This is a genomic window from Peribacillus sp. NJ4 (assembly GCF_030348345.1).
GTDB lineage: Bacteria > Bacillota > Bacilli > Bacillales > DSM-1321 > Peribacillus.
Genome location: NZ_JAUCFQ010000001.1, coordinates 4,820,482 through 4,846,733 on the forward strand (window position 1 = coordinate 4,820,482; position 26,252 = coordinate 4,846,733).

The window sequence follows — 26,252 nt, forward strand, 5'->3', positions numbered from 1 at the left end:
AATTTTAATAAAGCATTCGGTTTGGAAATTGTTTCTCAATCATTAAATCATCAAGGCTGCTGAATGTGTATCCCTGTTTTTCAAGATCCGTCAGTATCGAGTCGAGTGCTTCCGCATTATCCCTCGATACTGTATGCAGTAATAATATCGCGCCGGGATGTATCTGCTTAAGCACCTCATCGTGTGCGAACGCGGCACCCTTTTGTTGATCGACAATCCAGTCTCTATATGCCAGTGACCAAAAGATGTGGTAATACCCTTCTCTTTTTGCGATTTTCATTGTTCTTTCATTAAATACCCCACGAGGCGGCCTTAAGTAATTCATTCCCTGTTGCCCGGTTAATTTTTCCGTCGCTTTTTTTACCCGCTCGAGCTCGGTGCGAATGACATCGTCCGTCACGCTGGTCATATCCGGATGGTTCCATGAATGGTTCCCCACGATATGCCCTTCATTGGCCATACGGATAACAAGCTCAGGCGCCGTTTTTAAATAATGACCCGTGACAAAAAAAGCTCCAGGAGCCTTATGTTTCTTCAGAACATCTAAAATCTGTGCCGTATAACCATTTTCATAACCGTTATCAAATGTTAAATAAACGTCTTTTTTCTTTGTATCCCCTTTATAAATCGCTTCATATTTAGGCAGCATTTCATTGAATTTTTTACCGGCATCGGCAGGTGTCCCATTTCTTCCTTTATTGAAACCCCAGTTATAGGATTCCGCAAAAGCTGGGCTTGCCAAAGAGCATATCAAGCATATAAAAGCGGACAAAATCACCATTTTTTTCATTGGAATATCCCCCATGTTCTTTTTTCTTAGTGTTTGGAACATAGAGATTTATATGCATGATATTGTGAAGGTCGAATTATCGAATTCTGGGTCGAATTTTTCTCGCTTTAGAACGATTTATCGAATTGTGGGACGAATCCTCTCAACAAAATCTTAATCCCACGCAAAAAAAGGCCTTTCCTCCGAAAAGGATTGGCCCCTTCATATTGGTTTATCCTTTAAATAACGCTTGTGCCGCCTTCCAAATAATGGCGATAGCGAAAATGAGAACTGTTACAATTCCGACTACGTCCAGGAATGTTTCAAGACCGGAGAAAATCGTGTTTGCTACAGGAAGTTTGATGAAAGCAAAACCGGTTAACATGGCGATAAAGAATAAGATGTAGCTATTCTGCATGAAAATCCCCCCTTTCTCTTCTAATGTATGTGCGACCGTTCCAAAAGATTGTACTTTTCTAAGGTAATTATCGCCTTTTTTTTCATATACATTTAGCAAGGGGGGAATGAAATGCTGGAATGGGTTATCACGTTAGGCTTTGTTGGTTGTCTTGGTTTAGGTGGTGGAGTGTTTATTCATTTTGTGAAAAGTGGATTGAATTTAGAGGATTCTTCGAGGGTCGATCCACTGCCGGAAATAGAAGAGTAAGATAGCAAAAGACGCTCAACCGATTGGCGAGCGTCTTTTGCCATACATTTATTTAAAAACTGGTTCTTTGAATTGTGCCAATTTTTCCAATGAAGATTGCTGAACATCTTTATGCAAGCTGTTTCCATGTGAATCCATGGTAACAACGGCTGTAAATCCTTCAACATTCAGATGCCACATTGCTTCTGGAATACCAAATTCAGTGAAGTTAACGCCTTCTACGGATTTGATGCAGTCTGCATAATATTGAGCAGCTCCGCCGATTGCGTTTAGATAAACGCCGCCGTGTTCACTTAGTGCCTCAAGTGTTTTTGGTCCCATTCCGCCTTTACCGATAACTGCACGGATGCCAAATCGTTTCATGATATCACCTTGGTAGGGTTCTTCACGAATACTTGTTGTTGGTCCCGCAGCCTTCACATGCCATTTACCTTCTTCGTCCTTCAGCATTACTGGTCCACAGTGATAGATGATTTGTCCATCCAGGTCGATTGGTGCAGGATTTTCAGATAAATGTTTGTGGATAGCGTCACGGCCCGTATACATTCTGCCGTTAATATGAACTACGTCACCAACTTTCAATTCACGGATTTGCTCTTCCGTGATAGGTGCTTGCAGGGTGATTTCACGGGAAGCTTCAACGTCGGATTCTACAGCGGCTGCCACTTCTTCCTTCGCTTCTTTTTCTGCTTCTAGAGCGAAGTCGATTTTCTCTCCTTCTTGATATAACCACTCATTGATTTCGCCTGTTTCCGGATTCACTTTCACTCCTAAACGGCGGAAAGCCCAGCAGTTATAAGCCACGGATACGAAAAAGCTTGCAGGAATACGGTGCATGACACCGATTTTACATCCAAGCAGTGTAGTTTCGCCGCCAAAGCCCATCGTGCCGATTCCCAATTCATTAGCTGTCTTCATGATGTAATCTTCAAGTTTACGAAGATCTTCATTCGGATTCACATCTTCATTACTGCGGAAAAGTTGAGCCTTAGCCAGATCATATCCGGATGAACGGTCCCCGCCGATACCAACGCCGATGAAGCCGGCACTGCAGCCTTGTCCTTGTGCTTGGTAAACAGAGTGAAGGACACATTTACGGATTCCGTCCAAGTCACGGCCCGCTTTCCCCAACCCTTCAAGCTCCATAGGAAGACTGTATTGGATGTTTTTGTTTTCACAGCCGCCGCCTTTTAAGATGAGACGAACATCAATGTAGTCTTTTTCCCATTGATCGAATTTCATGACAGGAAGACCTTCCCCAAGGTTATCCCCGCTATTTTCACCCGATAAAGAGTCAACGGCGTTCGGACGAAGTTTTCCGCCCTTTGTTGCTAAAATGATTGCATTTCGGATTGCTTCTTTTATTTCAAGTTGGTTCACGCCAACTGGAGTTTTTATTTTGAAAGTCGGCAGACCAGTATCCTGACAAATCGGTGATACATTGTCGTCAGCCATTGTAATATTATTCGTGATGGTGGCCAAGCTCAATGCAGAACGAGTACCTGCATTTTCACGTTGTTTTGCACTTTTGACCGCACGACGAACATCCTTTGGAAGATTCGTTGAAGTTTCAACGATAAGACTGTACATACTTTCTTGGAATTTTTGAATATCCAAATTTCTCTTCCCCCTCTTATTTCCCCTAGATTTAATCATTTCCCTGCTTCTCTATAAATAGCGATTGATACAACACCCGTTTTATTATACATCTAACATAATCTTTCGAAAACAAGTAATTATTTTTCTTAATGAAAAGCAAATTGGTGAGGAATCTTCAAAGCGCCAAGAATAGCCCATGACTAAATTTTTCATCACCAAACATTTCCTATTTGTTATGAACGCCATTCATCATTATTTATAAAAAAGGGATGACGCAGGTTGCACGTCATCCCTTCATGAATATTAACATTGAAAAAATCATACTATCGAAACAGATATTATTCTTCCCTGGTTTTGAATTGTTCAACTTTGCCTTCCAAATCATCTATCATGCCGATTAAGCGGTCTATATCTTCCAGTTCAGTATTTTCAGGTTCGATATGATCAAGAACCTCCATGAACATCGTTAGGCGTTCTTTTAAGTATGTTAATTGTTCGTTTTTACCTGTAATGGATTTTCCCATGAGGCACTCTCCTTCCATTCTTCTTTCATCGTAACGAAATCTGCTTGAAAGTGCAATGGCAAGCTATAAATGCAGCTCTCCGCCATTTGACAATTTTTGTCCCCATTGTTCATAATGGGTTAGTGCATTATTACGTAAGGAGTTTTAAACATGTCAATAATCAAGCAAGACCTTTTAACACCAATTACACCCAAGTATGATCCTTGGGAAGCATATATGGACGTTGAACAATATGGAAAGCTTAGCCTGACCAACGTAGAGTTCACAACCACCACACTTTGCAATATGCGTTGTGAGCATTGTGCTGTCGGTTACACACTTCAGCCCAAGGATCCCGATGCTCTGCCACTGGAATTACTGATTCAGCGCCTTGATGAGATTCCTTTGCTTCGCTCGTTCAGCATCACTGGCGGAGAACCGATGCTATCAAGAAAACAAGTGAAGAATTATGTTTTGCCTCTATTGAAATATGCCCGTAACCGCGGGGTCCGGACACAAATCAATTCCAATTTGACCCTTGACTTGGAACGGTATGAGGAAATCATTCCCTATTTGGATGTCCTGCACATTTCTCATAACTGGGGAACGATAGATGAATTCATTGATATCGGCTTCGCCATGATGGACCGAAAACCATCGCGGGAACAGCGAAAGAAATTATTTGATAAAATGATCGAAAATTCCCAGGCCCTGACAAAGGCTGGTGTGCTGGTTTCAGCAGAAACGATGCTTAATAAACGCACATTGCCGCATCTTGAACATATTCACAGACAGATCGTCGATGAAATGGGATGTCAAAGGCATGAAATTCATCCGATGTATCCAAGCGACTTCGCTTCGGCACTTGAAACGTTATCATTGGAGAATATGCGTGAAGCGATTCATCATTTGCTTGATATCCGTGATGAAAATGTATGGATGCTTTTCGGTACCCTGCCATTCTATCCTTGCAATAACGGTAAAGAGGATATTGAGCTGCTTCAACGCCTTTATGGTTCACATAAAGTGACTGTTCGAAATGACCCTGATGGACGTTCCCGGTTGAACGTCAATATTTTCACCGGGGAAGTTATAGTGACCGACTTCGGTGATGCACCTACATTGGGAAATATCATTGATCGGCCATTGACCGAATCGTATGACACATGGATGAATTCAAAACTGGCCAATGAATTGAACTGCCACTGCCCGGCAGTAAAATGTCTCGGCCCGAATGTTCTTGTCAAAAATGCCTACTATCCAAAGGAAGACTTCAGGATCAGGAAGTCAACCATATGAAGAAAAAACTCGCCAATCCGGCGAGTTTTTTCATTTTACCTGGGTTGCTGCGAGACTGTAAAGCTGAAGGAAACATGGTCCTGAACCGGTATCCAAGCCCCGATGCCTTGCGAAGTGATGTTCTTGATCGTAATGGTTCTTTTATTTCCTTTTAGGTTCAAATATACTTCCCCATATGTGACCTTGCCTTTTTCATTGACGGCAGAAGCATAACTGGATAAGTAACCAATCCTATTTGAAGCAACATTGTATACTTGATCTTTTTTCGTACCAGCTCCGATGATCGTTTCGAAAGCCAATGGCAAATTGGTTTTTTCCGTGGCTTTTAACAGCATCATCTTTTGAACATCCTCAGCCTTAGGGATTTTAGCGGTCAGACCGCCACTTACTGCCTTCTGACTTTCCTGGACGTAACGGATCCTGTATGGAACTTCACCGCCGCGATTATCATAGTAATTCATATTGATCTTTTGGTATTCCCAGTTTGGGGCCGTTTCCGAAGACTCATAATTCAATGCCCAATGGCCAAGGTAAATGGTCGCCCTGTATCCAAAAGCAAGCGGAGCCTTTGCAATTGCTGATTCATTCAACATATGAATGAGTTCTGGATTTTCAATCTTTATATCCGACGAATCAATCAATTGTTCGGCAAACTTACTCGGCTGCAACATTGGAAGATCCTGAGTCGGGTTCGGATACGTATTCTCCTTTGCAATATTCAATACGGAAGGTGGGATTTTCACCTTATTCGGAGTTGTTATATCTCCTGGTATATCTGCTGCAAAACCTACATTAGCCTGAATGAAGGCAAATAGGGTAAACATCGTAATAAGAATAATTCTTCTCATGCTGTCGCACTCCTTTTGAGGGGTTCAATCATTTGTTTATAGATTTTGTTTTTAGCCGACATTCTATACATTTCAATCTGATGTCGATTTTGTAATATATTTGTAAAGTTCAGAATATTTACTTTTCTGTTCAAATCGGTTATACTTAATTTACATTATAAAAAGGAGGCGAAATCGTTCATACCTATAAATCTTTCAGGAGGTATGCTTATCGAACAATCCACGACACCCTTTTAAAGGATGACAGAAAACGAATTCGCCTATACTTAAATCTGATGTAAAAGGATGGTGTGACACTCTAGAATATTTTCTCAACTTTTACAAAAGCATGATGAAAAATTTTGGATTAACTTATGGATGGTAATTTACTAATATAGAAATGACTCTGCTAAATCTAACCTGAGCAGAGTCATTTTTATTTTTATTTATAAAAAAGAGACCTTCCGCATCGGAAGGCCAGCATTCTATAATAAGTAAAATCCAATCCCCATAATGAAGTAAGCAGCCAATAGGGTAAGGCCTTCAAACCAGTTCGTTTCCCCGTCATTCGAAATCATGATCATCAGAAAGACTGCTGTAACCATTGATATCAGTTCTGGCCATGTAAAAACAAGCGGCATATGTGTTGGATACATTAACGAAATCAGCACGAGTACAGGAGCTACGAACATCGCAACTTGAAGTGTGGAACCAACGGCAATCTCCACAGCGACATCCATTTTATTTTTATAGGCCATTATGACGGCTGAAGCATGTTCTGCCGCGTTACCCACGATCGCAACGATAATGACTCCGATGAATAACTCCGTCCATCCGAAGGTTTCCCCCACTTCGCTGAACGTATGGACAAGTTTCTCCGATACGAACGCAACAGCCAATGTAGCGGCAGCAAGTATTATAATTGCCTTTTTCTTGCTCCACTCCGGTTCTTCCTCTTCATGTTCCTCGGTTTTCTCCGTATGCTGATATACCCCTCGGTGAGTAACCAATTTAAAGAATAATGCAGCAAGGTATAATAAGATCAAAATGATGGAAATTCCGACACTTAACGACATCGTGCTTGATTCACTCATGTTTTGTGTGAATACTTCCGGTATGACGAAGGCTACAATAACAGCAAAAATTAACAGGCCGGCATTATGCCTCGCATCGAATACATTAAATTTCTGCCGTTTGTATTTGGTCCCTCCGATAAAGAATGATAGTCCTGCCACCAACAATAAGTTTCCTAAAACGGAACCAGTCAAAGACGCCAATACGACACCCACTAGTCCCGCCTTTAATGAAAAGATGGATATGATCAATTCTACTGCATTACCAAAGGTTGCATTCAAAAGACCGCCAATCCTTGGTCCCATAACGATCGCTAAGCTTTCAGTCGCCCGGCCCATGAAGCCTGCAAGCGCGACGATTGTTAAGCAATATACTATGAACATGATTACACTCGGCCAATGCAATAATGACCCAATGACAGATAAGGGGACGCCTAACAGGACAAGCCCCAAAAATATTTTATTCACGATACTTCTCCTCACAATCATATAGTTCTTTTATGTAACAAAAACTATCATACATAATCTTCGGGCGATGACAAAGGAAAATTTTTATCATCGCTTCGCTTCTTGTCAATATTTACCCAAATTTCTATTGCTTAATCCTCTTACTAAGATGTAACATCAAAAAGGTATACATTTCTTAGGAGACATGACCTTATGAATAATAAACTGCTTTTAAGTGTTCTAATCATTATTGTCGGCATATCAGGGTTTTCTCAAGGGATGCTTCTGCCGATCATCGCCATCATTTTTGAAAATGACGGAATCAGCTCATCCTTAAACGGGTTCCATTCAGCCTCCCTTTATATTGGGATTCTGTTGATTTCTCCTTTTATGGAAGCGCCACTCCGTAAATACGGGTATAAGCCATTGATATTATTTGGCGGGATAACCGTCATTCTATCGCTTGCCTTATTCCCGGTTTGGAAATCATTCTGGTTTTGGTTCGTACTCCGTTTCTTCATTGGAATCGGCGATCATACACTCCACTTTGCTACCCAGACATGGATCACTGCTATTTCACCAATAGCAAAACGAGGAAGGAATCTTGCCATTTATGGACTTTTCTTCAGTCTTGGCTTCATGGTCGGACCGCTAATGACGAAGCTTCTCGAGATTAATCAGGCTTTGCCTTTCATCATGACATCCATACTTAGCTTTCTTACTTGGTTAACTGTTTTCCTTATTAGAAATGAGCTTCCTGAACAGGATGACTCTGAAAACACATCATTCCTCGGAACACTCAAAAGGTTTTCAAAGGTGAGCCGCATAGCTTGGGTCGCTTTTTTACTTCCGTTCACCTTTGGCGTGCTCGAAGCATCATTGAATAGCAACTTTCCAGTATTCGCTTTGCGCTCCGGAATCGATTTAACCGCAGTATCCATCATCATTCCGGCATTTTCTGCCGGGACCCTGCTTACACAAATTCCCCTGGGGATGATCAGTGACCGCTTTGGCCGGCGAAAGACCTTGTTGACGATTCTTTTTTCAGGCTTTGCCACATTCACTCTAGCAGGGATTTATTCCTATTCAGTTCTTGGCCTACTCATCTGCTTTATGATTGGCGGAATGATGGTCGGTTCGACTTTCTCGCTGGGTATCAGTTATATGGCAGATCTTTTGCCTCGAAACCTTTTACCCGCAGGAAATTTATTATGCAGCATTTTCTTTAGTCTCGGCAGCATCGGCGGTCCATTCTTTGGCGGCCTGGTCATTGAACACGTTCAGGGTGGGAATTTTTTCTACATGATCAGTATCATGCTTTTGCTTGTCTTCATTTCATTGGCCTTGTTTAAGGAGAAAATGCCTGCTTCAGTTATGTAGTATAGTTTATTATCTGGACAACTCCATTTATTATTCAATTTGCATGTTTAACAATTGTGCCTGTAAATGCACTTTATATTTTTTACTAGATTAGAATCATTCTTCTTTATTTCTGAATAGGATATGTGGTAATATAATATTAACAAAAGGGACATCACGTTAATAAACCTTTGAAAACATTGCTGTCATCGCAATTACGATGGCAGCTTTCATATTTTATCCAGAGAAATGACGTTGATTATCTTTCTCAATTAAGCATTAAACAAATGATAATCTATATCATTTACACAAAAATAGAGAAGAATGTGGGAGGGAATCTTATGACTACAGATACTAAACATTTAACCCAACCGGCTACATGCAAAACCTCTTGGTTGGAAAAAGCAAAACCTCATTTAGAACTTATTGCTGCCTTATTCAGCGGATTATTAATAGTTATGGGCTGGGCATTTTCAAAGAACGGAATGGAGTCCACTTCCATAGTCATATACTTAGCCTCTTTCCTGATTGGAGGATATGCCAAGGCAAAAGAAGGCATAGAAGATACGATCGCCGACCGGGAATTGAATGTTGAGATGCTGATGATTTTTGCCGCCATCGGTTCAGCGATCATCGGATACTGGACTGAAGGCGCCATATTGATTTTCATCTTCGCTTTAAGCGGTGCGCTTGAGACATACACGATGAATAAAAGCCATAAAGAAATTTCGGCACTTATGGACTTACAGCCTGAAGAAGCGTTACGCATCACTAACGGATATGAAGAAACCGTATCCGTTTCCCAGCTGCGTATCGGGGATCTGATTTTAGTGAAACCAGGTGAGCGAGTTCCTTCAGATGGAAAAATCACGGACGGCCGTACCAATATCGATGAAGCGGCAATAACTGGCGAATCCATGCCAGTCAGTAAATCATTGGATGATGAAGTATTTGCGGGAACGGTTAATCTCCGTGGAACGATTACCGTGGAAATTACCAAACCAGCAAATGAAACATTATTTCAAAAGATAATCACTCTCGTTCAATCCGCACAAAGCGAAAAGTCGCCCTCCCAGCTGTTCATTGAACAGTTTGAGGGGACTTATGTAAAAGTGGTATTGTCAGTTGTCGGCTTAATGATGTTCGTGCCCCATTTCTTATTGGGCTGGAGCTGGACCGAAACGTTCTACAGAGCAATGATCCTGCTCGTTGTCGCTTCTCCTTGTGCCCTTGTAGCCTCCATTATGCCAGCTACACTTTCTGCCATATCAAATGGTGCACGTCATGGCATTTTATTTAAAGGTGGCATACATCTTGAGAATCTAGGAAACCTGCAGGCGATTGCCTTAGATAAAACCGGAACATTAACAAAAGGAAAACCAGAGGTAACGGATGTCATTATCCGCGAAGATTTAAACGAAGAAGATTTCTTATTTCATATTGCATCTGTTGAAAATTATTCAAACCACCCTTTGGCAACATCGATCGTACGTTATGCTAAAACGAAATTGCAAAAGAAGGACATCATTAAACCGGATAACATGGAAGATATTTCAGGTAATGGGGTTCAAGCTTATTTCAATGGCGTGCTTTGGCAAGTTGGAAAAGCTGATTTCGTCGGTCGCAGTGAAGCTGAACGATTCCAAAATGGCATTGCGCTGACATTGGCTGAACAAGGTAAGACAATTGTTTTTGCAAAAGATGATCAAGGGATTGCCGGTATACTCACTTTGAAAGATGTCGTACGCGAAGAAACGATTGCTGCCATAGAAGCTTTGAAAAATGAGGGCATCCATACTGTCATGCTGACAGGCGATGGTGAAAAAACCGCTAAAGCAATTGCGTCGGAGAGTCACATTGATGCATATATTGCCGAATGCCTCCCTGAAACCAAAGTGAATGAAGTGAAAAAGCTGAAAGAACATTTTGGCACTGTAGCAATGGTTGGGGATGGCATCAATGATGCACCTGCACTAGCAACAGCTTCTGTTGGGATCGCAATGGGTGAAGGCACGGATGTTGCCTTGGAGACAGCGGATGTTGTTCTGATGAAGAATGACCTGCCACGTATCGCGGAAGCCGTCAAATTATCAAAGAAAATGAATCGAATCATCAAACAAAACGTCATTTTCTCGATTTCGGTCATCATGATCCTGATAGCATCTAATTTCCTTCAATTTCTGGACCTTCCATATGGCGTCATTGGCCATGAAGGAAGCACAATTCTCGTTATACTGAATAGCTTAAGACTTTTGAGAAACTAAACATGAAAAAGGAGCCCCTAAAGGCTCCCTTTTTTTATGTTCGTTTCATTTAGTGATATCCATTCTTACCGTTTGCAGAACCTGATGTTTTATGGTTCGAACCTTTTTTTCCTTTTTGCTTTGTGCTGCCATCCTTTTTACTCATGAATGAACTCCTCCTCTACAAAAGTTATCATTTCTTAAATAGTATCTGCAGAAGTAAAGTCCGCTACTACGGTAACTCCAGGAAGCTCATTCACATTCTGGATTTTCCTTTACACTTATTAGGGCATTTATTTCCCCGCCCAGTATGATGATTAGCCCCGATAAATAAAACCAGACCATTAATACGATTATTCCTCCAAGGCTTCCATAAGTCGCGGAATAATTAGCGAAGTTCTCCACATAAAAAGAAAACAAAAAGGAAACGATACTCCATCCTGCCGTTGCAAAGATAGAACCGGGCAATACTGTTATGCATTTCAGTCTTTTGTTTGGCGCAATCCAATAAAGGATTGTGAACACAATCAAAAATACCAGCGTACTGATCACCCAGCGCAGTTGATTCCAAATCGTTAGAAACTCATCGGATTGCCCAATCTCGGCAAATAGGAATACTCCGATTTGTTTTCCGAATATCGGAAGCAATAAAACGACAATAAAAACAAATATCATCGCTAAAGTGAGAAGAATCGACATTCCCCGGGAAATAAAGAAAGTTCGACTTTCTTTTACACCATATGCATGGTTAAATGCTTTAATGATTGCATTCATCCCATTTGATGCCGACCATATCGTCCCGATGACACCAAACGACAATAAAGTACCATTCGCTTCCATCACTTCCGATAGGTTAGCCTCAATGATATTCATCGAATCTTCAGGTGCATATGTACGGAGGGTATTTAAAATATCTTCCTGGGAAAATGGCAGATAGGCCAATAAAGTGAACAAAAAAATAAGTAACGGAAACAGGGAAAGTAAGAAGAAATAAGACAGCTGTGCGGCAAGTCCCGACACATCATCCATCTGTAACCGTTTTATGAAAGTCTTGAAGAATGAGCCTTTCATCCATTCTTTTTTATTGGCCATACCTCCACCTCATTTTTTAATTTAAGGAGACCCGTTCTTGTGGATCCTGAATTGAAGATGACTCTTCCTGCTCTGCAGCAAAGACTTCCTTCGTTTCCATCACCACTTGGGCAACTTGCGAAGGAATATCTTTCATTTCCTCCACCTTTTGGGAAATAAAGGATACATCATCGGAGATTTTTTCAACAGTGGAACGTACCTTAGATGATGTTTCACTTACTTGTGTAAGCACCCCATTGGGATTCTTCACGAATTCTTTTATATTACTCATGCAACTTTTGCTGTTTTCCAATACAGAATAACGTGTATTCTTATCAAAAAGGCTTACTGCAGCCCCTGCTAACGCCCCAATAAAGACCGCTTGCATAAATTTACTTTTCTTGGCACACTTATATTCTTCTCGAATGTTGCTCATATATTCTCCTCCTTCTCATATATTGGTTCATGGATAATGGTAGCTATCTCCATTATACAATGTTTAAAAAAGTTTTTTCCTATCTTTTCCCAAACTCTCTCACTTTAAAACGTGGAGATGACAAAGTGAATTGGGGATCAAGCTTCGTTTTCCACCCGAATATCCATTGACTTCTAGGGGTAATCATGCAAAGATGAAAATAATTTAGGAACGTAGAAAGGATGAGGAATATGGATTTAACACGAAACACAGCCGAAAGTGTAGAGTTTATGGTCGAAGCAATTAAGGATAAATTAAAAGTGATGAACTTCGGTGCAATCAAATCAACCCATTTTGATATCGAAATGTACGAAGAACTGCACGATATCTATATAATGGTGATGAAAAAAACGAATTTCAGTGTCCGTGAAATGGAAGCAATCGCCGAAGAACTTGGAAGACTGCGTAATAAGTAACATTTAAATCCTCCCATACGGTGAGGATTTTTTTCATTTTTTTAAAAATCCTGCTACATTTGATATAGAGATTATAGTTAAAAAAAGACAGGGGTTGTAAGCATGGTAGAAAGAAGAACGCCCATCAGTATTGCAGAAGCAGTGGAAAAAGTGATGAAGCATAAATTAAACGGACATATGGAACTGATTCCCCTCGAGGAAAGCCAAGACCGTTTTTTGGCTCAAGATATTACAGCTACAAATGATGTTCCGCATTTTAACCGCTCGCCATATGATGGATTCGCCCTCAGGTCCAAGGATACCGTTGACGGTTCCATAAATAACCCTCTCGAGTTCGAAGTGGTTGAAGAGTTGGCTGCTGGTATGGTATCGACTATTCCCGTACAAAAAAACCAAGTGGCAAGAATCATGACTGGAGCTCAGATGCCTGCTGAGTGTGATGCCGTAATCATGCTCGAGCTCACGAAGGAATTCGAAAAGGACGGAAAGAAGTACATATCATTTAAACGCTCACTAAAGGAAGGGGAAAACGTTTCTTTTCAAGGTGAGGACGCAAAGAAAGGGGATGTTCTTGTAAAAAAAGGAACAGCAATCAACCCAGGGATCATCGGCTTATTGGCAACATTCGGTTATGCTGAAGTCCCTGTTGCCAAGAAACCTGTCGTCGGATTATTCGCTACAGGTTCGGAACTACTTGATGTTAATGAACCCTTGCAGCCCGGTAAGATTCGCAACAGCAATTCACATGCCATCTCCGCCCAAATTCGGAGGGCTGGAGGAGAAGTCCGTTTTTATGGAAAACTTAAAGATGAACTCGAATTAAGCTACGAGGCCATTTCAACGGCCTTGGAGGAAGTCGATCTGCTAATCACAACGGGAGGCGTTTCCGTCGGTGATTTTGATCTTCTCCCAGATATTTATCAACAAATTGGAGCTGATGTCTTATTCAACAAAGTGGCCATGCGCCCGGGCAGCGTGACGACGGTAGCCGTATTTAATAACAAATTTTTATTCGGTTTATCCGGCAATCCATCCGCCAGTTATGTCGGCTTTGAACTATTTGCAAGACCGATCATCCGCACCATGCTGTTTTCGGAATATCCGCATTTACGAAAAGAGACGGCTCAATTGGCAGAAGATTTCTTAAAGCCCAATCCATTCTCACGTCTGCTTCGAACCCGATTATTTTACGAATCCGGCCAGTTAAAAGTAATTCCCAGCGGAGTTGATAAATCCAATATTACGACAAGCTTGGCAGGTGCCAATTCACTGACCGTCTTACCTGGGGGGACCCGTGGTTTTCAAACAGGAGATTTTGTGGACATCCTGCTTCTCGATGATCAAGAAGGATGCAAATGGCCTTGGTGAAGCCTTTTATTTTTCAGGTTGTTGGCTACCAAAATAGAGGAAAAACGACTTTCATAACGAATATTATCGAAAAGCTTCGCGCAGCAAAATTAGAGACAGCCGTTTTAAAACACCATGGACATGGCGGAAAACCAGATGTCACAGGCATGAAGGATTCCAATAAACACTTTCAGGCTGGAGCAGCCGCTTCACTTGTTGAAGGAGACGGGACAATAGAATTGCTCGGCAATTTCAAGGGGGGAGCCCCTATCACTGAGCTGATTCAATTATTGGGTCTATTCCTCCCCGATGTGATTTTAATTGAAGGTTATAAGCAAGAGGACTATCCTAAGGTCATTTTAATCAAAGAAGAAAGCGACCTCCTGTTATTGGAACGGCTTACTAATGTCAAAGCAGCCGTGGCTTGGCCCGAATGTCTGGAACGCACCAGGAATCATGCTTCAGTACCCGTCTTCCCTTTGAATTCGGATGATTTCATTCCATGGTTCTTAAAACAAATATGAAGGAGGGCACAATGTTCATTCAATTTCCCTTAGAGAAACGCCGAAAGATGATCGAAAGTATCCAAGAATATGTGTATCAGGAACATGGCAAGGAAATCGGTGAAATCGCTGCTGAAAATCACTTGCAATTCATTTTCGAAAACATTGCTCCCTTTATTTATAATGAAGGCATTAAAGATGCTAAAAAAGTGATTGAGGACAGATTAGGAAATATCGAAGAAGATTTGTATTCATTGGAACGACCGATTGATTAAGATGAAAAAACAGCATCATAATTGATGCTGTTTTTTCGTTCATTGTTCGGTCAGAATTAGCGGACCGTTCTTCGTGATGGCAATCGTATGCTCATATTGAGCCGAGTATTTCCCATCTGCGGTAGAAGCCGTCCATCCATTCGCATCCCGGCTGGCCTTGTATGTACCTACGTTGACCATTGGCTCGATAGTGAATACCATGCCTTCCTTAAGACGCGGACCTTTATTCGGCAGCCCATAATGCGGAACCTGCGGCTCTTCATGAATGACATTTCCTATCCCGTGTCCGATGAAATCACGAACGACCGAGAAGCCTTCAGCCTCGACATATGTTTGAATGGCATGACCAATATCACCAATCCGGTTGCCTTCCACACACACTTCAATCGCCTTATATAAAGATTCCTTCGTCACATTCACTAAATGTTCCGTTTCCTTTGAAACCTTACCTACCGTATACGTCCAAGCAGAGTCGGCAAGGGCTCCGTTATAATTGACGACCATGTCAATCGTTACGATATCTCCATTTTTCAAAGGGGTCTTTCGAGGGAAACCGTGACAGATTTCTTCATTTATGCTGGCACATGTCGCATACTCATATCCCTTGTAACCTTTTTGTTCCGGCTTCGCTCCATGTTTTTTTAAGAATCCTTCGACAAATTCTTCTATTTCCCATGTTGTCACACCAGGAACAATCAACTTTGCAATCTCCCTATGACAAGCTGCCAAAATTTTACCCGATTCATGCATCGCTTGAATTTCACGTGCAGACTTTAATACGATCAATCGTGACACTTCCTTTTTTTATTCGTCTCCTTTTATTTTACTGCAAAGATGGAAGTATATGAATCCTTTAAATCTCATTAAATAAAAAATCCCGGCAGCTGCCGGGATTTTTTATTATTTCAATAGATTAAGCGATTCCCGGTTAAATGCCGGAAGATCTTCTGGCGTCCTGCTGGTTACAAGCTGGTCGCCGCAAACTACAACCTCTTTGTCCAAATATGTGGCACCTGCATACTCCATATCGACTTTAATGGATGTATATCCTGTTGCGTGGCGTCCTTCAAGTGTTTTGGCTGTAATCAGCAACTGCGGTCCATGACAGATTGCAAATACAGGTTTTTTATCATCCATGAACGATTTGGCGAACGATACGAAGCGTTCGTCAGCACGTAGTTGATCAGGTGAGAACCCTCCGGGGATGAACAAAGCATCGAAATCCTCCGGTTTCACCGAATCGATGCTTTCATCAATCTTGACTCCTACTTCCCCTTGTTTTCCTTTAACGGTTTTCCCTTTTTCCATTTCAATCGTCGTTACAGTATGACCAGCTTCTTCAAATGCTTTTGCCGGTTCACTGTACTCCGAGTCCTCAAACATATTCGTTACAACACATGCGATATTTCTACCCATAAAAATTCATCTCCTCAATTTTTGATTGAATGAACCTATCTTTGTACTTTATTTATGTTCCCTACTGCACTATAAATAAAACACAATGTTCCCAAAACTATCACCTTTTGTATATGAGCGAAATCCCTTTCGGAGGTTGCTGCCCAAGTTTTAATATCAAAAAAAAGGGGTCCCTGACCTTTTATCTTTTCAAAAGCTGATCAATGTTTAGGATACTGGCCAACAACGTGTATGGCATTGATGATTCTTTTGTTGATCCATTTCCTGTTTTCTTCTATATTCAAATTTTCAAACATCCTTTTCCGCCCTCAGTGGTTACATAGTAATTAGGCAGGTTATTCAGTGATAATGTGATGATGTCATTTTTACATTTGCTGCACGAGCAAAATGTTTGGTATTCCATACCGGACATTAAAACCTGCACCCATGTCACAACGATCTCTTCCATCACATTTGTATATTCTCTATCCATAAATTCTCCTTCAAAAAGAAAAACCCGTCATTCCGGACAGGTTTTCACTCATTTATTGCAGTCCGTGGGACAATCAAGATTTCAACTCTCCGGTTTTCAGCTCTTCCTTTTTTTGTTTCATTAGAAGCGACCGGCTTGAATTCACCATGTCCTTTAGCACTGAACATTTCGGGATCTAACTCTTTATTTTCGAGAAGAAGTTTCATGAAATTCACGGATCGCATCACGCTCAGATCCCAGTTGGATTCATACTGATAATTTTTAATTGGAATATTATCGGTATGTCCGCTTACGATAATGTTTCTGGGTAAGTCCATGACCAGTAAATTTGAGATTTCCTTTGCGATTTTTTGGTTTTCACTTCTCACCTCAGCAACTCCCGATTCAAACAACACGTTCTCCCTAATTGAAATCAACATACCTTCATCCGTAAGGTTCGTTTCCAATCTATCCGTTAAACCATTCTTTTGGATATAGGCATTTACACGCTCCTGAACTTCCGTAAGTTCTTCTTGCTCGTTTTTCCCTAACTTCTTAAGATCTTCTGCCCCTGATCTTTGTTCTGGTGATGTCGGCTCATTGCTGGGGGAATCACTTGGGAAATCCATAAAACCCGTTCCGCTCGTAAATACCTGGTTAAATACATTGGACAACTGCTGGAACCTTACTCCATCAACCGAACTTGAAGCGAATAAGACGATAAAAAGCGCAAGAAGCAATGTTAAGATATCGGCATAGGGAACCAACCATGATTCATCGATATGCTCTTCATGCCTTTGTTTCCTTTTACGCCTAGCCATCTTCTCTCACATCGCCTTCTAACCACTTTTTACGATCTCCAGCAGGCAAATATGATGTTAATTTCTGTTCAATCGTTCTTGGCGCTTCCCCTTCGATGATCGATAAAATCCCTTCTATCATCATTTCTTTGATCCGGACTTCCTGCTGCGATTTCCGTTTGAGCTTATTGGCAAATGGATGCCATAACACATACCCTGTGTAAATCCCCATCAAGGTTGCGACAAAGGCGGCAGATATGGCATGTCCCAATGCCTCTGTGTCAGCCATATTGCCCAATGCTGCTATCAGCCCGATTACCGCACCCAATACGCCAAGTGTCGGTGCGTATGTTCCGGCTTGACTGAAAATCGCTGCCGCGCTTAGGTGACGCTCTTCCATCGCGTCTATTTCCTCTGCTAAAATATCACGAATATAATCGGCACTCTGACCTTCTACTGCAAGATTCAAGCCATTTTTCAAAAAAGCATTATCCACTTGGTCCGAAATGCTTTCCAATGCCAGTAAGCCTTCTTTCCTGGCAATGACCGCCCATTCCGAAAATGTTTTTATTAATTCTTCAGGCTTTGTCAATTTTTGTTCCAAGAATAAAATCTTGAAAATTTTAGGTAGTCGTTTTAATTCCGACAAAGGGAAAGCCGTTACGACAGCAGCTATCGTCCCTACAATAATGATCAGAATAGCCGCCGGGTTAATCAATGCTGTTACACTAACGCCTTTCAACACCATCCCGACTAAGATGGCCACAATACCAAGGACTACGCCCAAAACTGATGTTATATCCATAATACTCACCCATTCATTTAAAGTCTCGTCTCCTCCTTATATCGGATGAAGTTTAAAAAAAGTGAGGATTATTTTTCTATTCCATTTTAATATTCATTAAATCATCACAAAATCCACTCACTTTACTCCTTGCCAAGGGAGGAATTAAAAGCATATATCAACAGGTCGGGTAAAATTTCCGCCGGGAATGTAATTTCACTTGGGGTTTGGTGCTTTACTCGTGAGTTCCACGCTTTTACTCGTGAGTTTTGATGCTTTACTCGTGAGTTCCGGTGCTTTCCTCGTGAGTTTCGGTGCTTTCCTCGTGAGTTCCACGCTTTTACTCGTGAGTTTCGATGCTTTACTCGTGAGTTTTGGTGCTTTACTCGTGAGTTTTGGTGCTTTTACTCGTGAGTTCCACGCTTTACTCGTGAGTTTCGGTGCTTTACTCGTCAGTTTCACGCTTTTATTCGTGAGTTTCGGTGCTTTACTCGTGAGTTTCGATGCTTTACTCGTGAGTTCCACGCTTTTACTCGTGAGTTCCATGCTTTTACTCGTGAGTTCCACGCTTTTACTCGTGAGTTCCACGCTTTTACTCGTGAGTTTCGATGCTTTACTCGTGAGTTTCGGTGTTTTACTCGTGAGTTCCGGTGCTTTACTCGTGAGTTCCACGCTTTTACTCGTGAGTTCCACGCTTTACTCGTGAGTTTCGGTGCTTTACTCGTGAATTTCACGCTTTTACTCGTGAGTTCCACGCCTTTACTCGTGAGTTTCGGTGCTTTACTCGTGAGTTCCACGCTTTTACTCGTGAGTTCCACGCTTTTACTCGTGAGTTCCACGCTTTACTCGTGAGTTTCGGTGCTTTACTCGTGAATTTCACGCTTTTACTCGTAAGTTCCACGCTTTTACTCGTGAGTTCCACGCTTTTACTCGTGAGTTTCGGTGCTTTACTCGTGAGTTTCGATGCTTTACTCGTGAATTTCACGATTTTACTCGTAAGTTTCGAAATTTGGACATTGACCAGAGGTTTTTCCCTTATCAAAAAAAGGACAAAGCCTGTCAGCTTTGTCCTTGTTCCTGTTTCCCTCGGCTTCTTCCACCGAGCCATTTTATGATGGGCGATAAAAAAAATAAGATGAATAAAATCCTGAATAAATGAAAGCTTGTGACAACGGATAAATCCACATGCACAGACATGGCTGTGACTGCCATTTCGGCGACGCCGCCTGGCGCCATGCTCAAAAATAATTCGTTTGCCTGCAAGGATAGGACAGGAGCAAACTGAATGGAAAGATAATAGCAAAATCCAATTAACAGGATGTTACTGACGAATACTGCCCCGAACATCTTTCTGAAGAGTCGGGGATTATCGACCTTCAGTGTGTACCCTAAATGGGCGCCAATCAACAATTGTGACAAGTTCAACCAAAAGTCAGGAATTTGCGGGGCACCTGGGCCTACTAGATTAAATAAGGCTGCGGCCATGAGAGGTCCTAGTAAAAAAGGAAGCGGAAAATTGGCTTTCTTTGTGATTATGATGAATATTAGCAAGGTTGCCAACATCATGATGGCTAATACCCCATCATATTCAAATAAGAAAAACGGCCGCTCCGCTATAGCCATCACAGCTCCTGGTTCAACTGACATTACATGGGTCACAAGCCAAGGAACAATGGATATCACCAGGATGACACGAAGTGTTTGCATGAAACCTACAACCGTTTCATCACTATCCTTCATTTCCTCACTTAAGACCACCATCTGGGAAAGACCTCCCGGAAAACTGCCAAGCATGGATGTGCTCAGAGATAGGTCCATTCGTTTTCCGACAAACCAGCCAGTCAAAACTGTAAATAAAATGATTGCGATTGTCGTAAAAAGCATAACCGGCAAATATTCAATCATCTCATTTAACGATTGTTTAGTGAATGAACTGCCCAGTTGTAAACCAAGAATGACCAATCCTGTGCTTCTAAAGGTTTTAGACCATAACATGTACTTCCCTAACTTCACTTTCGCAATCATCACCACGAATAATGGTCCCAGCATCCATGGTAAGTATATTCCAAGGCAATCAAACGCATATCCACCCAGGAATGCCAAAAAAGATGTAAAAATGACTCTAAAACTCTTACTCTCGATTAAATTTGCACTCACAGAATTACCTTCTTTACCTAAGCGAATTTTCATCTATATCTTAACATAAAATAAGCTGATTCAAAGTTGCCTTACCTACTTGTTTTCGTTGAAGCGAGGAGTATTCATCACACTCTTAACCATATCAGTAACAAAATGATCGTCCGCCTATATAGACGAAGTTTATTCATCGACTCCTCGATTACCTACTGTCTTCCCTTCATTTTATTTGGATCGTCACAATGGCCTAGCTTTTAAAGCAGGCATTCAGCAAGGATAGGGATCCAAGCTTATGCGGGGACAATATTTCGCAACATCAAGCTTAGCTGTTTACAATAGGCAGAATGTTGGTGCCAGTAGCCATTTTGATGTCAGGATGGATTGGTCACAATACATTTCACGTTCTTGGCGTGCTCGCCATCGTCAGTGCATTTTTATATTTCATCATATATTCGCTCCATTAAAAGAAACAGCAATGCACTTCCACTATTTACTAGATTTCCCACCCCCACAAACTCGCTACAAAAGGTAGAATGAGTATATAGGGGTCAAACTCTTATGGAGGGGTGACTAAATGTTATCAAATACAGAAATAGGCATTGACTTAGGAACTGCAAATACGCTAGTTTACAGTAAAAATAAAGGAATCGTATTTAATGAGCCATCAGTGGTGGCCATTGATATAGAGACTAATAAAGTATTGGCAGTTGGTGTGGATGCAAAAAACATGATCGGGAAAACACCTGGAAATATCGTGGCAATCCGTCCACTTAAGGACGGTGTCATTGCGGATTTTGATGTAACGGCGCAAATGCTTCGGGAAATCATGAAAAAAGCAAGTAAGGCCCTAGGCTTTTCGATTCGAAAACCTAGTGTGGTGGTCTGTACACCATCAGGTTCCACATCAGTTGAGAGAAGGGCCATTCAGGATGCAGTAAAAAGCTGCGGAGCCAAACAGGTCCACCTTATCGAGGAACCAGTAGCAGCAGCAATAGGTGCAGGCCTGCCTGTCGAAGAGCCGGTTGCAAATGTCATCGTTGATATCGGCGGGGGCACGACTGAGGTCGCGATCATATCTTACGGCGGCGTCGTTTCTTGCAATTCGATAAGAATTGGCGGAGATCAATTGGATGAAGATATCAGCCAATATGTTAGAAAAAAACATAATGTGCTGATTGGGGAAAGAACAGCCGAGGAAATAAAAAAAGAAATCGGCTACGCACTAGTTGAACATCCCGTGATCACCATGGAAGTCAGGGGCCGCGATCTTGTAACGGGTCTTCCAAAGCCGATTACAATATCATCCACTGATATCCAGGAAGCCATCCAGGAATCGCTTCTTCATATATTGGAAGCAATAAGGGCCACTTTGGAAGATTGTCCACCTGAATTGAGCGGGGATATCGTCGATCAAGGTGTCATCTTATCCGGCGGGGGTGCACTTCTCAACGGGATACAAGAATGGTTGACGAATGAAATTGTCGTCCCAGTCAAACTTGCAGATAATCCGCTTGAATCAGTCGCCATCGGGACCGGACTTTCACTTGAGGTCATTCACAAATTACAAAAAGCCGTATACTAAAAAGATGAAGGAATCCCAACTTGGGGTTTCTTTTTTTTATCTATCCAGCCTTATGTTCCCAGGGTGCAAGAGCAATCTCCATGTTTTAAAGTTAAATAACTTCACTGATATATTTTACCTCGTTTGAGTAGAGAATAAGAAAAAGGGTTTTTACGTTCGACAGTATGCGTTGCTTTTTTGAAGAAGGATCATTCCTGCAGGACTAAACGCATGCAATGTTACATAAGTTGTGATATAGTATAATTATGTTACATTGGTAAGAGGAGAAGATTTATGGAATATGTAGAAGCCTTTAAGGATATCAATCAAATCAGCAAAATTAAAACCTATTTACGAGCGCACTCCAGTCGGGATTATTTATTGTTTGTACTCGGCATCAATACAGGTATGAAGATAAATGAAATGCTCGAAATAACCGTCGCCAACGTTCTTGATGAAACTGGAAAAATCAAGGAATTTTATGAGCAACGGATGGAAAATGATGAGGTCAACCAAATTTATTTGAACCTGAAAGTCCGTACCGCCTTACAAGAATACCTTAAAGGCTCGAAGGTTATCGAAGGTCAATTTTTATTTCTTTCCCCTAAGACAAAAAAGCCGATTACACGTCAACAGGCACACCGAATCATCCATGATGCTGTGGAAGGTGCAGGTCTGACAGGCAAATTCGGAGCAAGTTCGATGCGTAAAACTTTTGGCTACCATGCCTATAAACAAGGAGTGTCACTGGCCTTGATACAAAAGCATTACCATCATTCCAGTCCATCGGAGACATTAAAATACATCGGCATATCAAAGGAGAAGAAATTCAAGACGATTATTGACGTTAACTTATAAACTTTCTGCTATCTTCTATTAACTCTAACCAACATTTTAAGGAGGAATTCCAGTGAGAATTAGAGAAAGTGAACTTCCTGGTATTGGCCAAAAGTTCGAAATCATAACGAGAAATGATGAAAAGTTAGTAATTGTCATTCACGATGACGGCCGTCGGGAATTGTACCATTTTGATAATGAACATGAAGACGTCATATCGAGCATCACCCTTAACGATCAGGAATCCCGGCAAATGGCTTCCATCATAGGCGGCATGGTTTATAAACCACAAGCACTTGAAACGATTGAAATGTCATTGGGTGACTTAGTGATTGAATGGTTCAAAGTGGAACCAGGTTCTAAGGCCATCAATCAAACGATCGGTGCGATTGATATAAGGAGCAATTATAATGTAACCGTCATCGCCCATTCGAAAAAAGGAAAAAAACAACTGAATAATCCTGGTCCTGACTCTATCATCGAAACAGGCGATACCCTTGTGATATCTGGTGAAAGAAAAGATATCCGTAACCTGACAAGAGAATTATTGACCGACGAAAGGAGTGACTAAGCTCATATGGACCATTTAGTCTTTGAAGTGGGAACTGCCCTACTTCTAGTAGCATTAGCTGCTCTCGTTGCAGGTAAATTCAAAATCTCAAATGTTCCACTATTAATTATCATCGGGATGCTCGTTGGTCCCCATGCCCCACAATTCGGATTAATTGACCTGCGTTTCATTGAAAGTGATGAAATCATAGCGTTCCTCGGACGTGTCGGTATCTTATTCCTCCTGTTTTACTTAGGTCTGGAATTTTCCGTAAAAAAACTTATGAAGTCTGGGAAAAATATCGTGACAGGCGGAACGTATTACATTGTGATCAACGCCGGAATGGCCTTTGTATATGGTTTCCTGCTCGGACTTCCATTAAAAGAGGTTCTGATATTAACCGGGATCATCAGTTTTTCTTCAAGTGCTATTGTAGCAAAGGTACTTGTTGACCTTAAAAGGACCGGGAACAATGAAACGGAGCTAATCCTCGGCATCATCATGTTTGAAGATATCTTCCTCGCTGTTTATCTTTCAGTCGTATCCGGATTGGTATTAAGCTCCTCTGGTTCCATTTGGGGAACGTTACTTTCTACTTTAATCGCAATTGGGTATATGCTTGTATTTTTTGTTATCGCCCGGAAAGCATCTGGGATCCTTAACAAATTATTCAATATTACATCAGATGAGATTTTTATCATCGTCGTGTTTGCATTACTATTCTTTATTGCAGGTTTTTCGGAAACGATTCATGTTGCGGAAGCCATTGGTGCATTACTGCTCGGCCTAGTCTTTTCTGAGACGGAACATAGCGACAGGATTGAGAAACTTGTCATTCCCTTTAGGGACTTCTTCGGGGCCATATTCTTCTTCAGCTTTGGCTTGAGCATCGATCCGACGACCCTTGGCGGAGCTGTCTGGATGGTTCTTGGAGCCGTCATCATCACTATAATCGGTAACTTTGTCGCTGGTATGATTGCCGGACGCAAATCCGGTTTATCTCACAGAGCTTCCGCAAACATCGGTTTAACGATTGTTTCACGTGGCGAATTCTCCATCATTTTAGCCAACCTAGGCATTGCTGGCGGTTTAATGCCTATACTAACCCCGTTTGCGGCACTTTATGTTTTGACCTTAGCGATTCTTGGGCCGATCCTTACAAAAGAATCCAAACACATCTATAATATCCTAAATAAAGTCTTCAAATGGACCCCTCCGAAGGTTCAAAAGGAACAAGGAAAAGAAGTACAATAGACAAAAAGGCCAGACATGCTATCTGGCCTTTTTTCTGTTAACCTTTAATAGCCCACTTGGAATAACTTACATAATTCCCCTAACATTACTATAATTGTTATAAAAGGGGCGTGAAATAATGAGTGTTTCTTTAAAAAGAGCCATTAGATATTTAATCTGCCTAGTGGTAGTATTGGGCGTATTATTCATAGGCTTGAAGTACCAACAGCACCTATTTACAGTTAGTCGCGAAACTTACGAGATTAAGGGATACTTGCTGTTCGGATCTTCATTCCCGATTTTCCTGGGCATGGTACTCGCCATTCCCCGAATTCTGCAAAGTTTTTCTAACAAGGTGCATTGGAAAGTGAATTGGTTAAGGCTGATCATTCTTGGTTTACCATTCCTTTACCTCTCCATCATTCCGATTTTGTACTTTACTGGATTATTTAAAGATTTGCCTCTCTCCAAATTTGTTTTTGGTTACTTCGGAGAAAATGAATCAACCACATTAAATGCGATCATTGGAGTAATTGCAGGTTATATCATTGTCACAAGCTTATACAAGCGCGAGGATTAACATGAAAGGGACTTCTTTTTTGGGAAGCCCCTTTCAATTTCTTTTCATTTGAGGATTAACTTGCATGAACAGAGGGAAAAGAAGCAGATAACCTAAGTAACTATTCAGGAGTGATGCCCGGATGAATAAGTCGATAAAATTTTCAAAGAAACTGATTAAAGAAATAAAGGAGGATCGCGTGACGGGGCTGGCAGCTGAACAAGCTTATTACTATTTACTCGCCCTATTCCCTTTGCTCATTTTACTGCTGTCCATATTACCTTATCTGAATATTGATATTCAGACAGCACTGGACACGATAAAAACCTTCATGCCTGCGGAGACGATGGAAGTCATTGAGAAAAATATCATCAACATATTATCTGAGCGGAACGGCGGCTTACTGACTTTTGGTTTCCTTGGCACCATATGGTCCGCTTCAAATGGAATGAATGCGTTCATTCATTCCATGAATATCGCTTATGATGTTGAAGAAACAAGGAATTTCATTAAAGCCCGCTTCATCTCCATTGTATTGACATTAGGCTTGGTTGTCGCATTCATCGTCATGTTAGGTCTCCCCGTCTTCGGAAAAGTCATCATCGATTTACTACAGCAATTCATCCCGATCCCTGAAGAAATGCAAATTTTATTTAGCTTGTTACGGTGGGTTATCGCGGTTGTGGTCATCTCACTCGTCCTGACCTTTCTATATCGTTTTGCACCGAACAAAAGCTTTCCCATTAAACACGTCATCCCTGGGGCAGTGACCGCAACTGTACTTTGGCTGGGAATATCACTTGGATTTTCATTCTATATCAGTAACTTTGCCAACTATTCTTCCACTTATGGCAGTTTAGGAGGCGTCATCATCTTGATGCTCTGGCTATATTTGAGTGGTCTGATCTTTGTGATCGGCGGAGAAATCAATGCAATTCTTCATCGCCAATATACCATTCCAAAAAAACAGTCACGCACTATCGTACATCCTGTCCCGCTTAAAAGGTAAAAATCATGAATTTCGGAACTAGATGGAATTAATTCAAAAGCGG

General features: G+C 41.4%; 31 protein-coding genes. 17 read left to right on the plus strand and 14 right to left on the minus strand.

Going from position 1 to position 26,252, the window contains the following annotated elements:
• Positions 1 to 4: 4 nt before the first annotated feature.
• Together pdaA and QUF94_RS24120 are read right to left on the minus strand one after the other, a co-directional pair.
• A complete protein-coding gene (gene pdaA, locus QUF94_RS24115; protein WP_421154455.1) occupies positions 5 to 790 on the minus strand; it encodes a delta-lactam-biosynthetic de-N-acetylase in 786 nt (261 codons plus the stop codon).
• A gap of 211 nt (positions 791 to 1,001) precedes the next feature.
• A complete protein-coding gene (locus QUF94_RS24120; protein ID WP_289318071.1) occupies positions 1,002 to 1,187 on the minus strand; it encodes a hypothetical protein in 186 nt (61 codons plus the stop codon).
• Between the two features lie 111 nt (positions 1,188 to 1,298).
• Here QUF94_RS24120 and QUF94_RS24125 point away from each other — a divergent pair, with 111 nt between their 5' ends.
• The gene (locus tag QUF94_RS24125) at positions 1,299 to 1,436 is read left to right on the plus strand and encodes a hypothetical protein (RefSeq protein WP_289318072.1); all 138 of its coding nucleotides are present in this window, start codon (positions 1,299 to 1,301) and stop codon (positions 1,434 to 1,436) included.
• A gap of 48 nt (positions 1,437 to 1,484) precedes the next feature.
• Here QUF94_RS24125 and QUF94_RS24130 read toward each other — a convergent pair whose 3' ends face one another.
• Together QUF94_RS24130 and QUF94_RS24135 are read right to left on the minus strand one after the other, a co-directional pair.
• Positions 1,485 to 3,053 (minus strand): fumarate hydratase, encoded by a 1,569-nt coding sequence (locus tag QUF94_RS24130; RefSeq protein ID WP_289318073.1) that lies wholly within the window; start codon positions 3,051 to 3,053, stop codon positions 1,485 to 1,487.
• A 320-nt stretch (positions 3,054 to 3,373) separates the two neighbouring features.
• Positions 3,374 to 3,559, minus strand: coding sequence for an SE1561 family protein (locus QUF94_RS24135; RefSeq protein ID WP_089362622.1), 186 nt, complete (start codon positions 3,557 to 3,559; stop codon positions 3,374 to 3,376).
• A 156-nt stretch (positions 3,560 to 3,715) separates the two neighbouring features.
• Here QUF94_RS24135 and yfkAB point away from each other — a divergent pair, with 156 nt between their 5' ends.
• Positions 3,716 to 4,837, plus strand: a complete 1,122-nt coding sequence (gene yfkAB, locus QUF94_RS24140) for a radical SAM/CxCxxxxC motif protein YfkAB (RefSeq protein ID WP_483313698.1) — start codon at positions 3,716 to 3,718, stop codon at positions 4,835 to 4,837.
• Positions 4,838 to 4,872: 35 nt separating this feature from the next.
• On the opposite strand, the gene QUF94_RS24145 is transcribed toward yfkAB, so the two are convergent.
• Both QUF94_RS24145 and cax read right to left on the minus strand, forming a co-directional pair.
• Positions 4,873 to 5,685, minus strand: a complete 813-nt coding sequence (locus QUF94_RS24145) for a YfkD famly protein (RefSeq protein WP_289318075.1) — start codon at positions 5,683 to 5,685, stop codon at positions 4,873 to 4,875.
• A 464-nt stretch (positions 5,686 to 6,149) separates the two neighbouring features.
• Complete coding sequence (cax, locus tag QUF94_RS24150) at positions 6,150 to 7,208, minus strand: calcium/proton exchanger (RefSeq protein WP_289318489.1); 1,059 nt, start codon at positions 7,206 to 7,208, stop codon at positions 6,150 to 6,152.
• A 189-nt stretch (positions 7,209 to 7,397) separates the two neighbouring features.
• Between cax and QUF94_RS24155 the strand changes: the two genes are divergently transcribed.
• Together QUF94_RS24155 and QUF94_RS24160 are read left to right on the plus strand one after the other, a co-directional pair.
• Positions 7,398 to 8,564 (plus strand): MFS transporter, encoded by a 1,167-nt coding sequence (locus QUF94_RS24155; protein ID WP_289318076.1) that lies wholly within the window; start codon positions 7,398 to 7,400, stop codon positions 8,562 to 8,564.
• 320 nt (positions 8,565 to 8,884) lie between these two features.
• Complete coding sequence (locus tag QUF94_RS24160) at positions 8,885 to 10,807, plus strand: heavy metal translocating P-type ATPase (protein ID WP_289318077.1); 1,923 nt, start codon at positions 8,885 to 8,887, stop codon at positions 10,805 to 10,807.
• A gap of 231 nt (positions 10,808 to 11,038) precedes the next feature.
• Here QUF94_RS24160 and QUF94_RS24165 read toward each other — a convergent pair whose 3' ends face one another.
• Positions 11,039 to 11,878 (minus strand): YihY/virulence factor BrkB family protein, encoded by an 840-nt coding sequence (locus QUF94_RS24165; protein WP_289318078.1) that lies wholly within the window; start codon positions 11,876 to 11,878, stop codon positions 11,039 to 11,041.
• Between the two features lie 16 nt (positions 11,879 to 11,894).
• Entirely contained in the window at positions 11,895 to 12,293 is a 399-nt protein-coding gene (locus QUF94_RS24170) for a YtxH domain-containing protein (RefSeq protein ID WP_289318079.1), read from the minus strand.
• Between the two features lie 230 nt (positions 12,294 to 12,523).
• Here QUF94_RS24170 and QUF94_RS24175 point away from each other — a divergent pair, with 230 nt between their 5' ends.
• The 4 genes from QUF94_RS24175 to QUF94_RS24190 all read left to right on the plus strand — a co-directional run bounded on the left by QUF94_RS24175 (position 12,524) and on the right by QUF94_RS24190 (position 14,873).
• Positions 12,524 to 12,748, plus strand: coding sequence for a DUF1128 domain-containing protein (locus QUF94_RS24175; RefSeq protein ID WP_289318080.1), 225 nt, complete (start codon positions 12,524 to 12,526; stop codon positions 12,746 to 12,748).
• Between the two features lie 102 nt (positions 12,749 to 12,850).
• The gene (locus tag QUF94_RS24180) at positions 12,851 to 14,116 is read left to right on the plus strand and encodes a molybdopterin molybdotransferase MoeA (RefSeq protein WP_289318081.1); all 1,266 of its coding nucleotides are present in this window, start codon (positions 12,851 to 12,853) and stop codon (positions 14,114 to 14,116) included.
• Positions 14,104 to 14,619, plus strand: a complete 516-nt coding sequence (gene mobB / locus QUF94_RS24185) for a molybdopterin-guanine dinucleotide biosynthesis protein B (protein ID WP_289318082.1) — start codon at positions 14,104 to 14,106, stop codon at positions 14,617 to 14,619. The genes QUF94_RS24180 and mobB overlap by 13 nt, the downstream gene beginning before the upstream one ends.
• 11 nt (positions 14,620 to 14,630) lie before the next feature.
• Positions 14,631 to 14,873 (plus strand): DUF2164 domain-containing protein, encoded by a 243-nt coding sequence (locus tag QUF94_RS24190; RefSeq protein ID WP_289318083.1) that lies wholly within the window; start codon positions 14,631 to 14,633, stop codon positions 14,871 to 14,873.
• 39 nt (positions 14,874 to 14,912) lie between these two features.
• On the opposite strand, the gene map is transcribed toward QUF94_RS24190, so the two are convergent.
• The 5 genes from map to motA form a co-directional block, all read right to left on the minus strand.
• Complete coding sequence (map, locus tag QUF94_RS24195; protein WP_289318084.1) at positions 14,913 to 15,659, minus strand: type I methionyl aminopeptidase; 747 nt, start codon at positions 15,657 to 15,659, stop codon at positions 14,913 to 14,915.
• 114 nt (positions 15,660 to 15,773) lie between these two features.
• Positions 15,774 to 16,289, minus strand: coding sequence for a type 1 glutamine amidotransferase domain-containing protein (locus tag QUF94_RS24200; protein WP_289318085.1), 516 nt, complete (start codon positions 16,287 to 16,289; stop codon positions 15,774 to 15,776).
• Between the two features lie 280 nt (positions 16,290 to 16,569).
• Entirely contained in the window at positions 16,570 to 16,761 is a 192-nt protein-coding gene (locus QUF94_RS24205; RefSeq protein ID WP_289318086.1) for a late competence development ComFB family protein, read from the minus strand.
• 44 nt (positions 16,762 to 16,805) lie between these two features.
• On the minus strand, positions 16,806 to 17,561 hold the full coding sequence (motB, locus tag QUF94_RS24210; protein ID WP_289318087.1) for a flagellar motor protein MotB: 756 nt from the start codon (positions 17,559 to 17,561) through the stop codon (positions 16,806 to 16,808).
• Entirely contained in the window at positions 17,554 to 18,345 is a 792-nt protein-coding gene (gene motA / locus QUF94_RS24215) for a flagellar motor stator protein MotA (RefSeq protein ID WP_289318088.1), read from the minus strand. The genes motB and motA overlap by 8 nt, the downstream gene beginning before the upstream one ends.
• A gap of 199 nt (positions 18,346 to 18,544) precedes the next feature.
• Between motA and QUF94_RS24220 the strand changes: the two genes are divergently transcribed.
• The 3 genes from QUF94_RS24220 to QUF94_RS24230 are packed head-to-tail and all read left to right on the plus strand — an operon-like array spanning position 18,545 to position 19,439.
• Positions 18,545 to 19,030 carry a hypothetical protein gene (locus QUF94_RS24220; RefSeq protein ID WP_289318089.1) on the plus strand — a complete coding sequence of 162 codons (486 nt, stop codon included), beginning with the start codon at positions 18,545 to 18,547 and terminating at the stop codon, positions 19,028 to 19,030.
• The gene (locus QUF94_RS24225) at positions 19,027 to 19,176 is read left to right on the plus strand and encodes a hypothetical protein (protein ID WP_289318090.1); all 150 of its coding nucleotides are present in this window, start codon (positions 19,027 to 19,029) and stop codon (positions 19,174 to 19,176) included. Before QUF94_RS24220 ends, QUF94_RS24225 begins: the two co-directional genes overlap by 4 nt.
• Positions 19,173 to 19,439 (plus strand): hypothetical protein, encoded by a 267-nt coding sequence (locus QUF94_RS24230; protein ID WP_289318091.1) that lies wholly within the window; start codon positions 19,173 to 19,175, stop codon positions 19,437 to 19,439. Before QUF94_RS24225 ends, QUF94_RS24230 begins: the two co-directional genes overlap by 4 nt.
• Here QUF94_RS24230 and QUF94_RS24235 read toward each other — a convergent pair.
• Positions 19,384 to 20,481: an AbrB family transcriptional regulator gene (locus QUF94_RS24235; protein WP_289318092.1), complete on the minus strand. Its 1,098-nt coding sequence runs from the start codon at positions 20,479 to 20,481 to the stop codon at positions 19,384 to 19,386. The genes QUF94_RS24230 and QUF94_RS24235 overlap by 56 nt on opposite strands.
• A 553-nt stretch (positions 20,482 to 21,034) precedes the next feature.
• Here QUF94_RS24235 and mreBH point away from each other — a divergent pair.
• From mreBH to QUF94_RS24265, 6 genes are all read left to right on the plus strand, one after another.
• Complete coding sequence (gene mreBH / locus QUF94_RS24240; RefSeq protein ID WP_289318093.1) at positions 21,035 to 22,042, plus strand: rod-share determining protein MreBH; 1,008 nt, start codon at positions 21,035 to 21,037, stop codon at positions 22,040 to 22,042.
• 273 nt (positions 22,043 to 22,315) lie between these two features.
• Complete coding sequence (locus QUF94_RS24245; RefSeq protein ID WP_289318094.1) at positions 22,316 to 22,879, plus strand: tyrosine-type recombinase/integrase; 564 nt, start codon at positions 22,316 to 22,318, stop codon at positions 22,877 to 22,879.
• A gap of 52 nt (positions 22,880 to 22,931) precedes the next feature.
• Positions 22,932 to 23,429: a cation:proton antiporter regulatory subunit gene (locus tag QUF94_RS24250; RefSeq protein WP_101224892.1), complete on the plus strand. Its 498-nt coding sequence runs from the start codon at positions 22,932 to 22,934 to the stop codon at positions 23,427 to 23,429.
• Positions 23,430 to 23,435: 6 nt separating this feature from the next.
• Complete coding sequence (locus QUF94_RS24255) at positions 23,436 to 24,662, plus strand: cation:proton antiporter (protein WP_289318095.1); 1,227 nt, start codon at positions 23,436 to 23,438, stop codon at positions 24,660 to 24,662.
• A gap of 118 nt (positions 24,663 to 24,780) precedes the next feature.
• Positions 24,781 to 25,221, plus strand: a complete 441-nt coding sequence (locus QUF94_RS24260; RefSeq protein ID WP_289318096.1) for a hypothetical protein — start codon at positions 24,781 to 24,783, stop codon at positions 25,219 to 25,221.
• A 121-nt stretch (positions 25,222 to 25,342) separates the two neighbouring features.
• On the plus strand, positions 25,343 to 26,209 hold the full coding sequence (locus QUF94_RS24265) for a YihY/virulence factor BrkB family protein (protein ID WP_289318097.1): 867 nt from the start codon (positions 25,343 to 25,345) through the stop codon (positions 26,207 to 26,209).
• Positions 26,210 to 26,252: the final 43 nt, after the last annotated feature.

What these genes read in the sequence shown, in the direction of transcription:
- QUF94_RS24265 (WP_289318097.1), top strand. Translation starts at nt 25,343, where the DNA reads ATGAATAAGTCGATAAAATTTTCAAAGAAACTGATTAAAGAAATAAAG.
- motA (WP_289318088.1), bottom strand. Translation starts at nt 18,345, where the DNA reads ATGGATATAACATCAGTTTTGGGCGTAGTCCTTGGTATTGTGGCCATC.
- QUF94_RS24245 (WP_289318094.1), top strand. Translation starts at nt 22,316, where the DNA reads ATGGAATATGTAGAAGCCTTTAAGGATATCAATCAAATCAGCAAAATT.
- QUF94_RS24180 (WP_289318081.1), top strand. Translation starts at nt 12,851, where the DNA reads ATGGTAGAAAGAAGAACGCCCATCAGTATTGCAGAAGCAGTGGAAAAA.
- mobB (WP_289318082.1), top strand. Translation starts at nt 14,104, where the DNA reads ATGGCCTTGGTGAAGCCTTTTATTTTTCAGGTTGTTGGCTACCAAAAT.
- QUF94_RS24190 (WP_289318083.1), top strand. Translation starts at nt 14,631, where the DNA reads ATGTTCATTCAATTTCCCTTAGAGAAACGCCGAAAGATGATCGAAAGT.
- QUF94_RS24120 (WP_289318071.1), bottom strand. Translation starts at nt 1,187, where the DNA reads ATGCAGAATAGCTACATCTTATTCTTTATCGCCATGTTAACCGGTTTT.
- pdaA (WP_421154455.1), bottom strand. Translation starts at nt 790, where the DNA reads ATGAAAAAAATGGTGATTTTGTCCGCTTTTATATGCTTGATATGCTCT.
- QUF94_RS24145 (WP_289318075.1), bottom strand. Translation starts at nt 5,685, where the DNA reads ATGAGAAGAATTATTCTTATTACGATGTTTACCCTATTTGCCTTCATT.
- QUF94_RS24165 (WP_289318078.1), bottom strand. Translation starts at nt 11,878, where the DNA reads ATGGCCAATAAAAAAGAATGGATGAAAGGCTCATTCTTCAAGACTTTC.
- mreBH (WP_289318093.1), top strand. Translation starts at nt 21,035, where the DNA reads ATGTTATCAAATACAGAAATAGGCATTGACTTAGGAACTGCAAATACG.
- QUF94_RS24255 (WP_289318095.1), top strand. Translation starts at nt 23,436, where the DNA reads ATGGACCATTTAGTCTTTGAAGTGGGAACTGCCCTACTTCTAGTAGCA.
- motB (WP_289318087.1), bottom strand. Translation starts at nt 17,561, where the DNA reads ATGGCTAGGCGTAAAAGGAAACAAAGGCATGAAGAGCATATCGATGAA.
- QUF94_RS24170 (WP_289318079.1), bottom strand. Translation starts at nt 12,293, where the DNA reads ATGAGCAACATTCGAGAAGAATATAAGTGTGCCAAGAAAAGTAAATTT.
- QUF94_RS24205 (WP_289318086.1), bottom strand. Translation starts at nt 16,761, where the DNA reads ATGGATAGAGAATATACAAATGTGATGGAAGAGATCGTTGTGACATGG.
- QUF94_RS24160 (WP_289318077.1), top strand. Translation starts at nt 8,885, where the DNA reads ATGACTACAGATACTAAACATTTAACCCAACCGGCTACATGCAAAACC.
- QUF94_RS24125 (WP_289318072.1), top strand. Translation starts at nt 1,299, where the DNA reads ATGCTGGAATGGGTTATCACGTTAGGCTTTGTTGGTTGTCTTGGTTTA.
- QUF94_RS24135 (WP_089362622.1), bottom strand. Translation starts at nt 3,559, where the DNA reads ATGGGAAAATCCATTACAGGTAAAAACGAACAATTAACATACTTAAAA.
- QUF94_RS24260 (WP_289318096.1), top strand. Translation starts at nt 24,781, where the DNA reads ATGAGTGTTTCTTTAAAAAGAGCCATTAGATATTTAATCTGCCTAGTG.
- QUF94_RS24155 (WP_289318076.1), top strand. Translation starts at nt 7,398, where the DNA reads ATGAATAATAAACTGCTTTTAAGTGTTCTAATCATTATTGTCGGCATA.
- QUF94_RS24175 (WP_289318080.1), top strand. Translation starts at nt 12,524, where the DNA reads ATGGATTTAACACGAAACACAGCCGAAAGTGTAGAGTTTATGGTCGAA.
- QUF94_RS24200 (WP_289318085.1), bottom strand. Translation starts at nt 16,289, where the DNA reads ATGGGTAGAAATATCGCATGTGTTGTAACGAATATGTTTGAGGACTCG.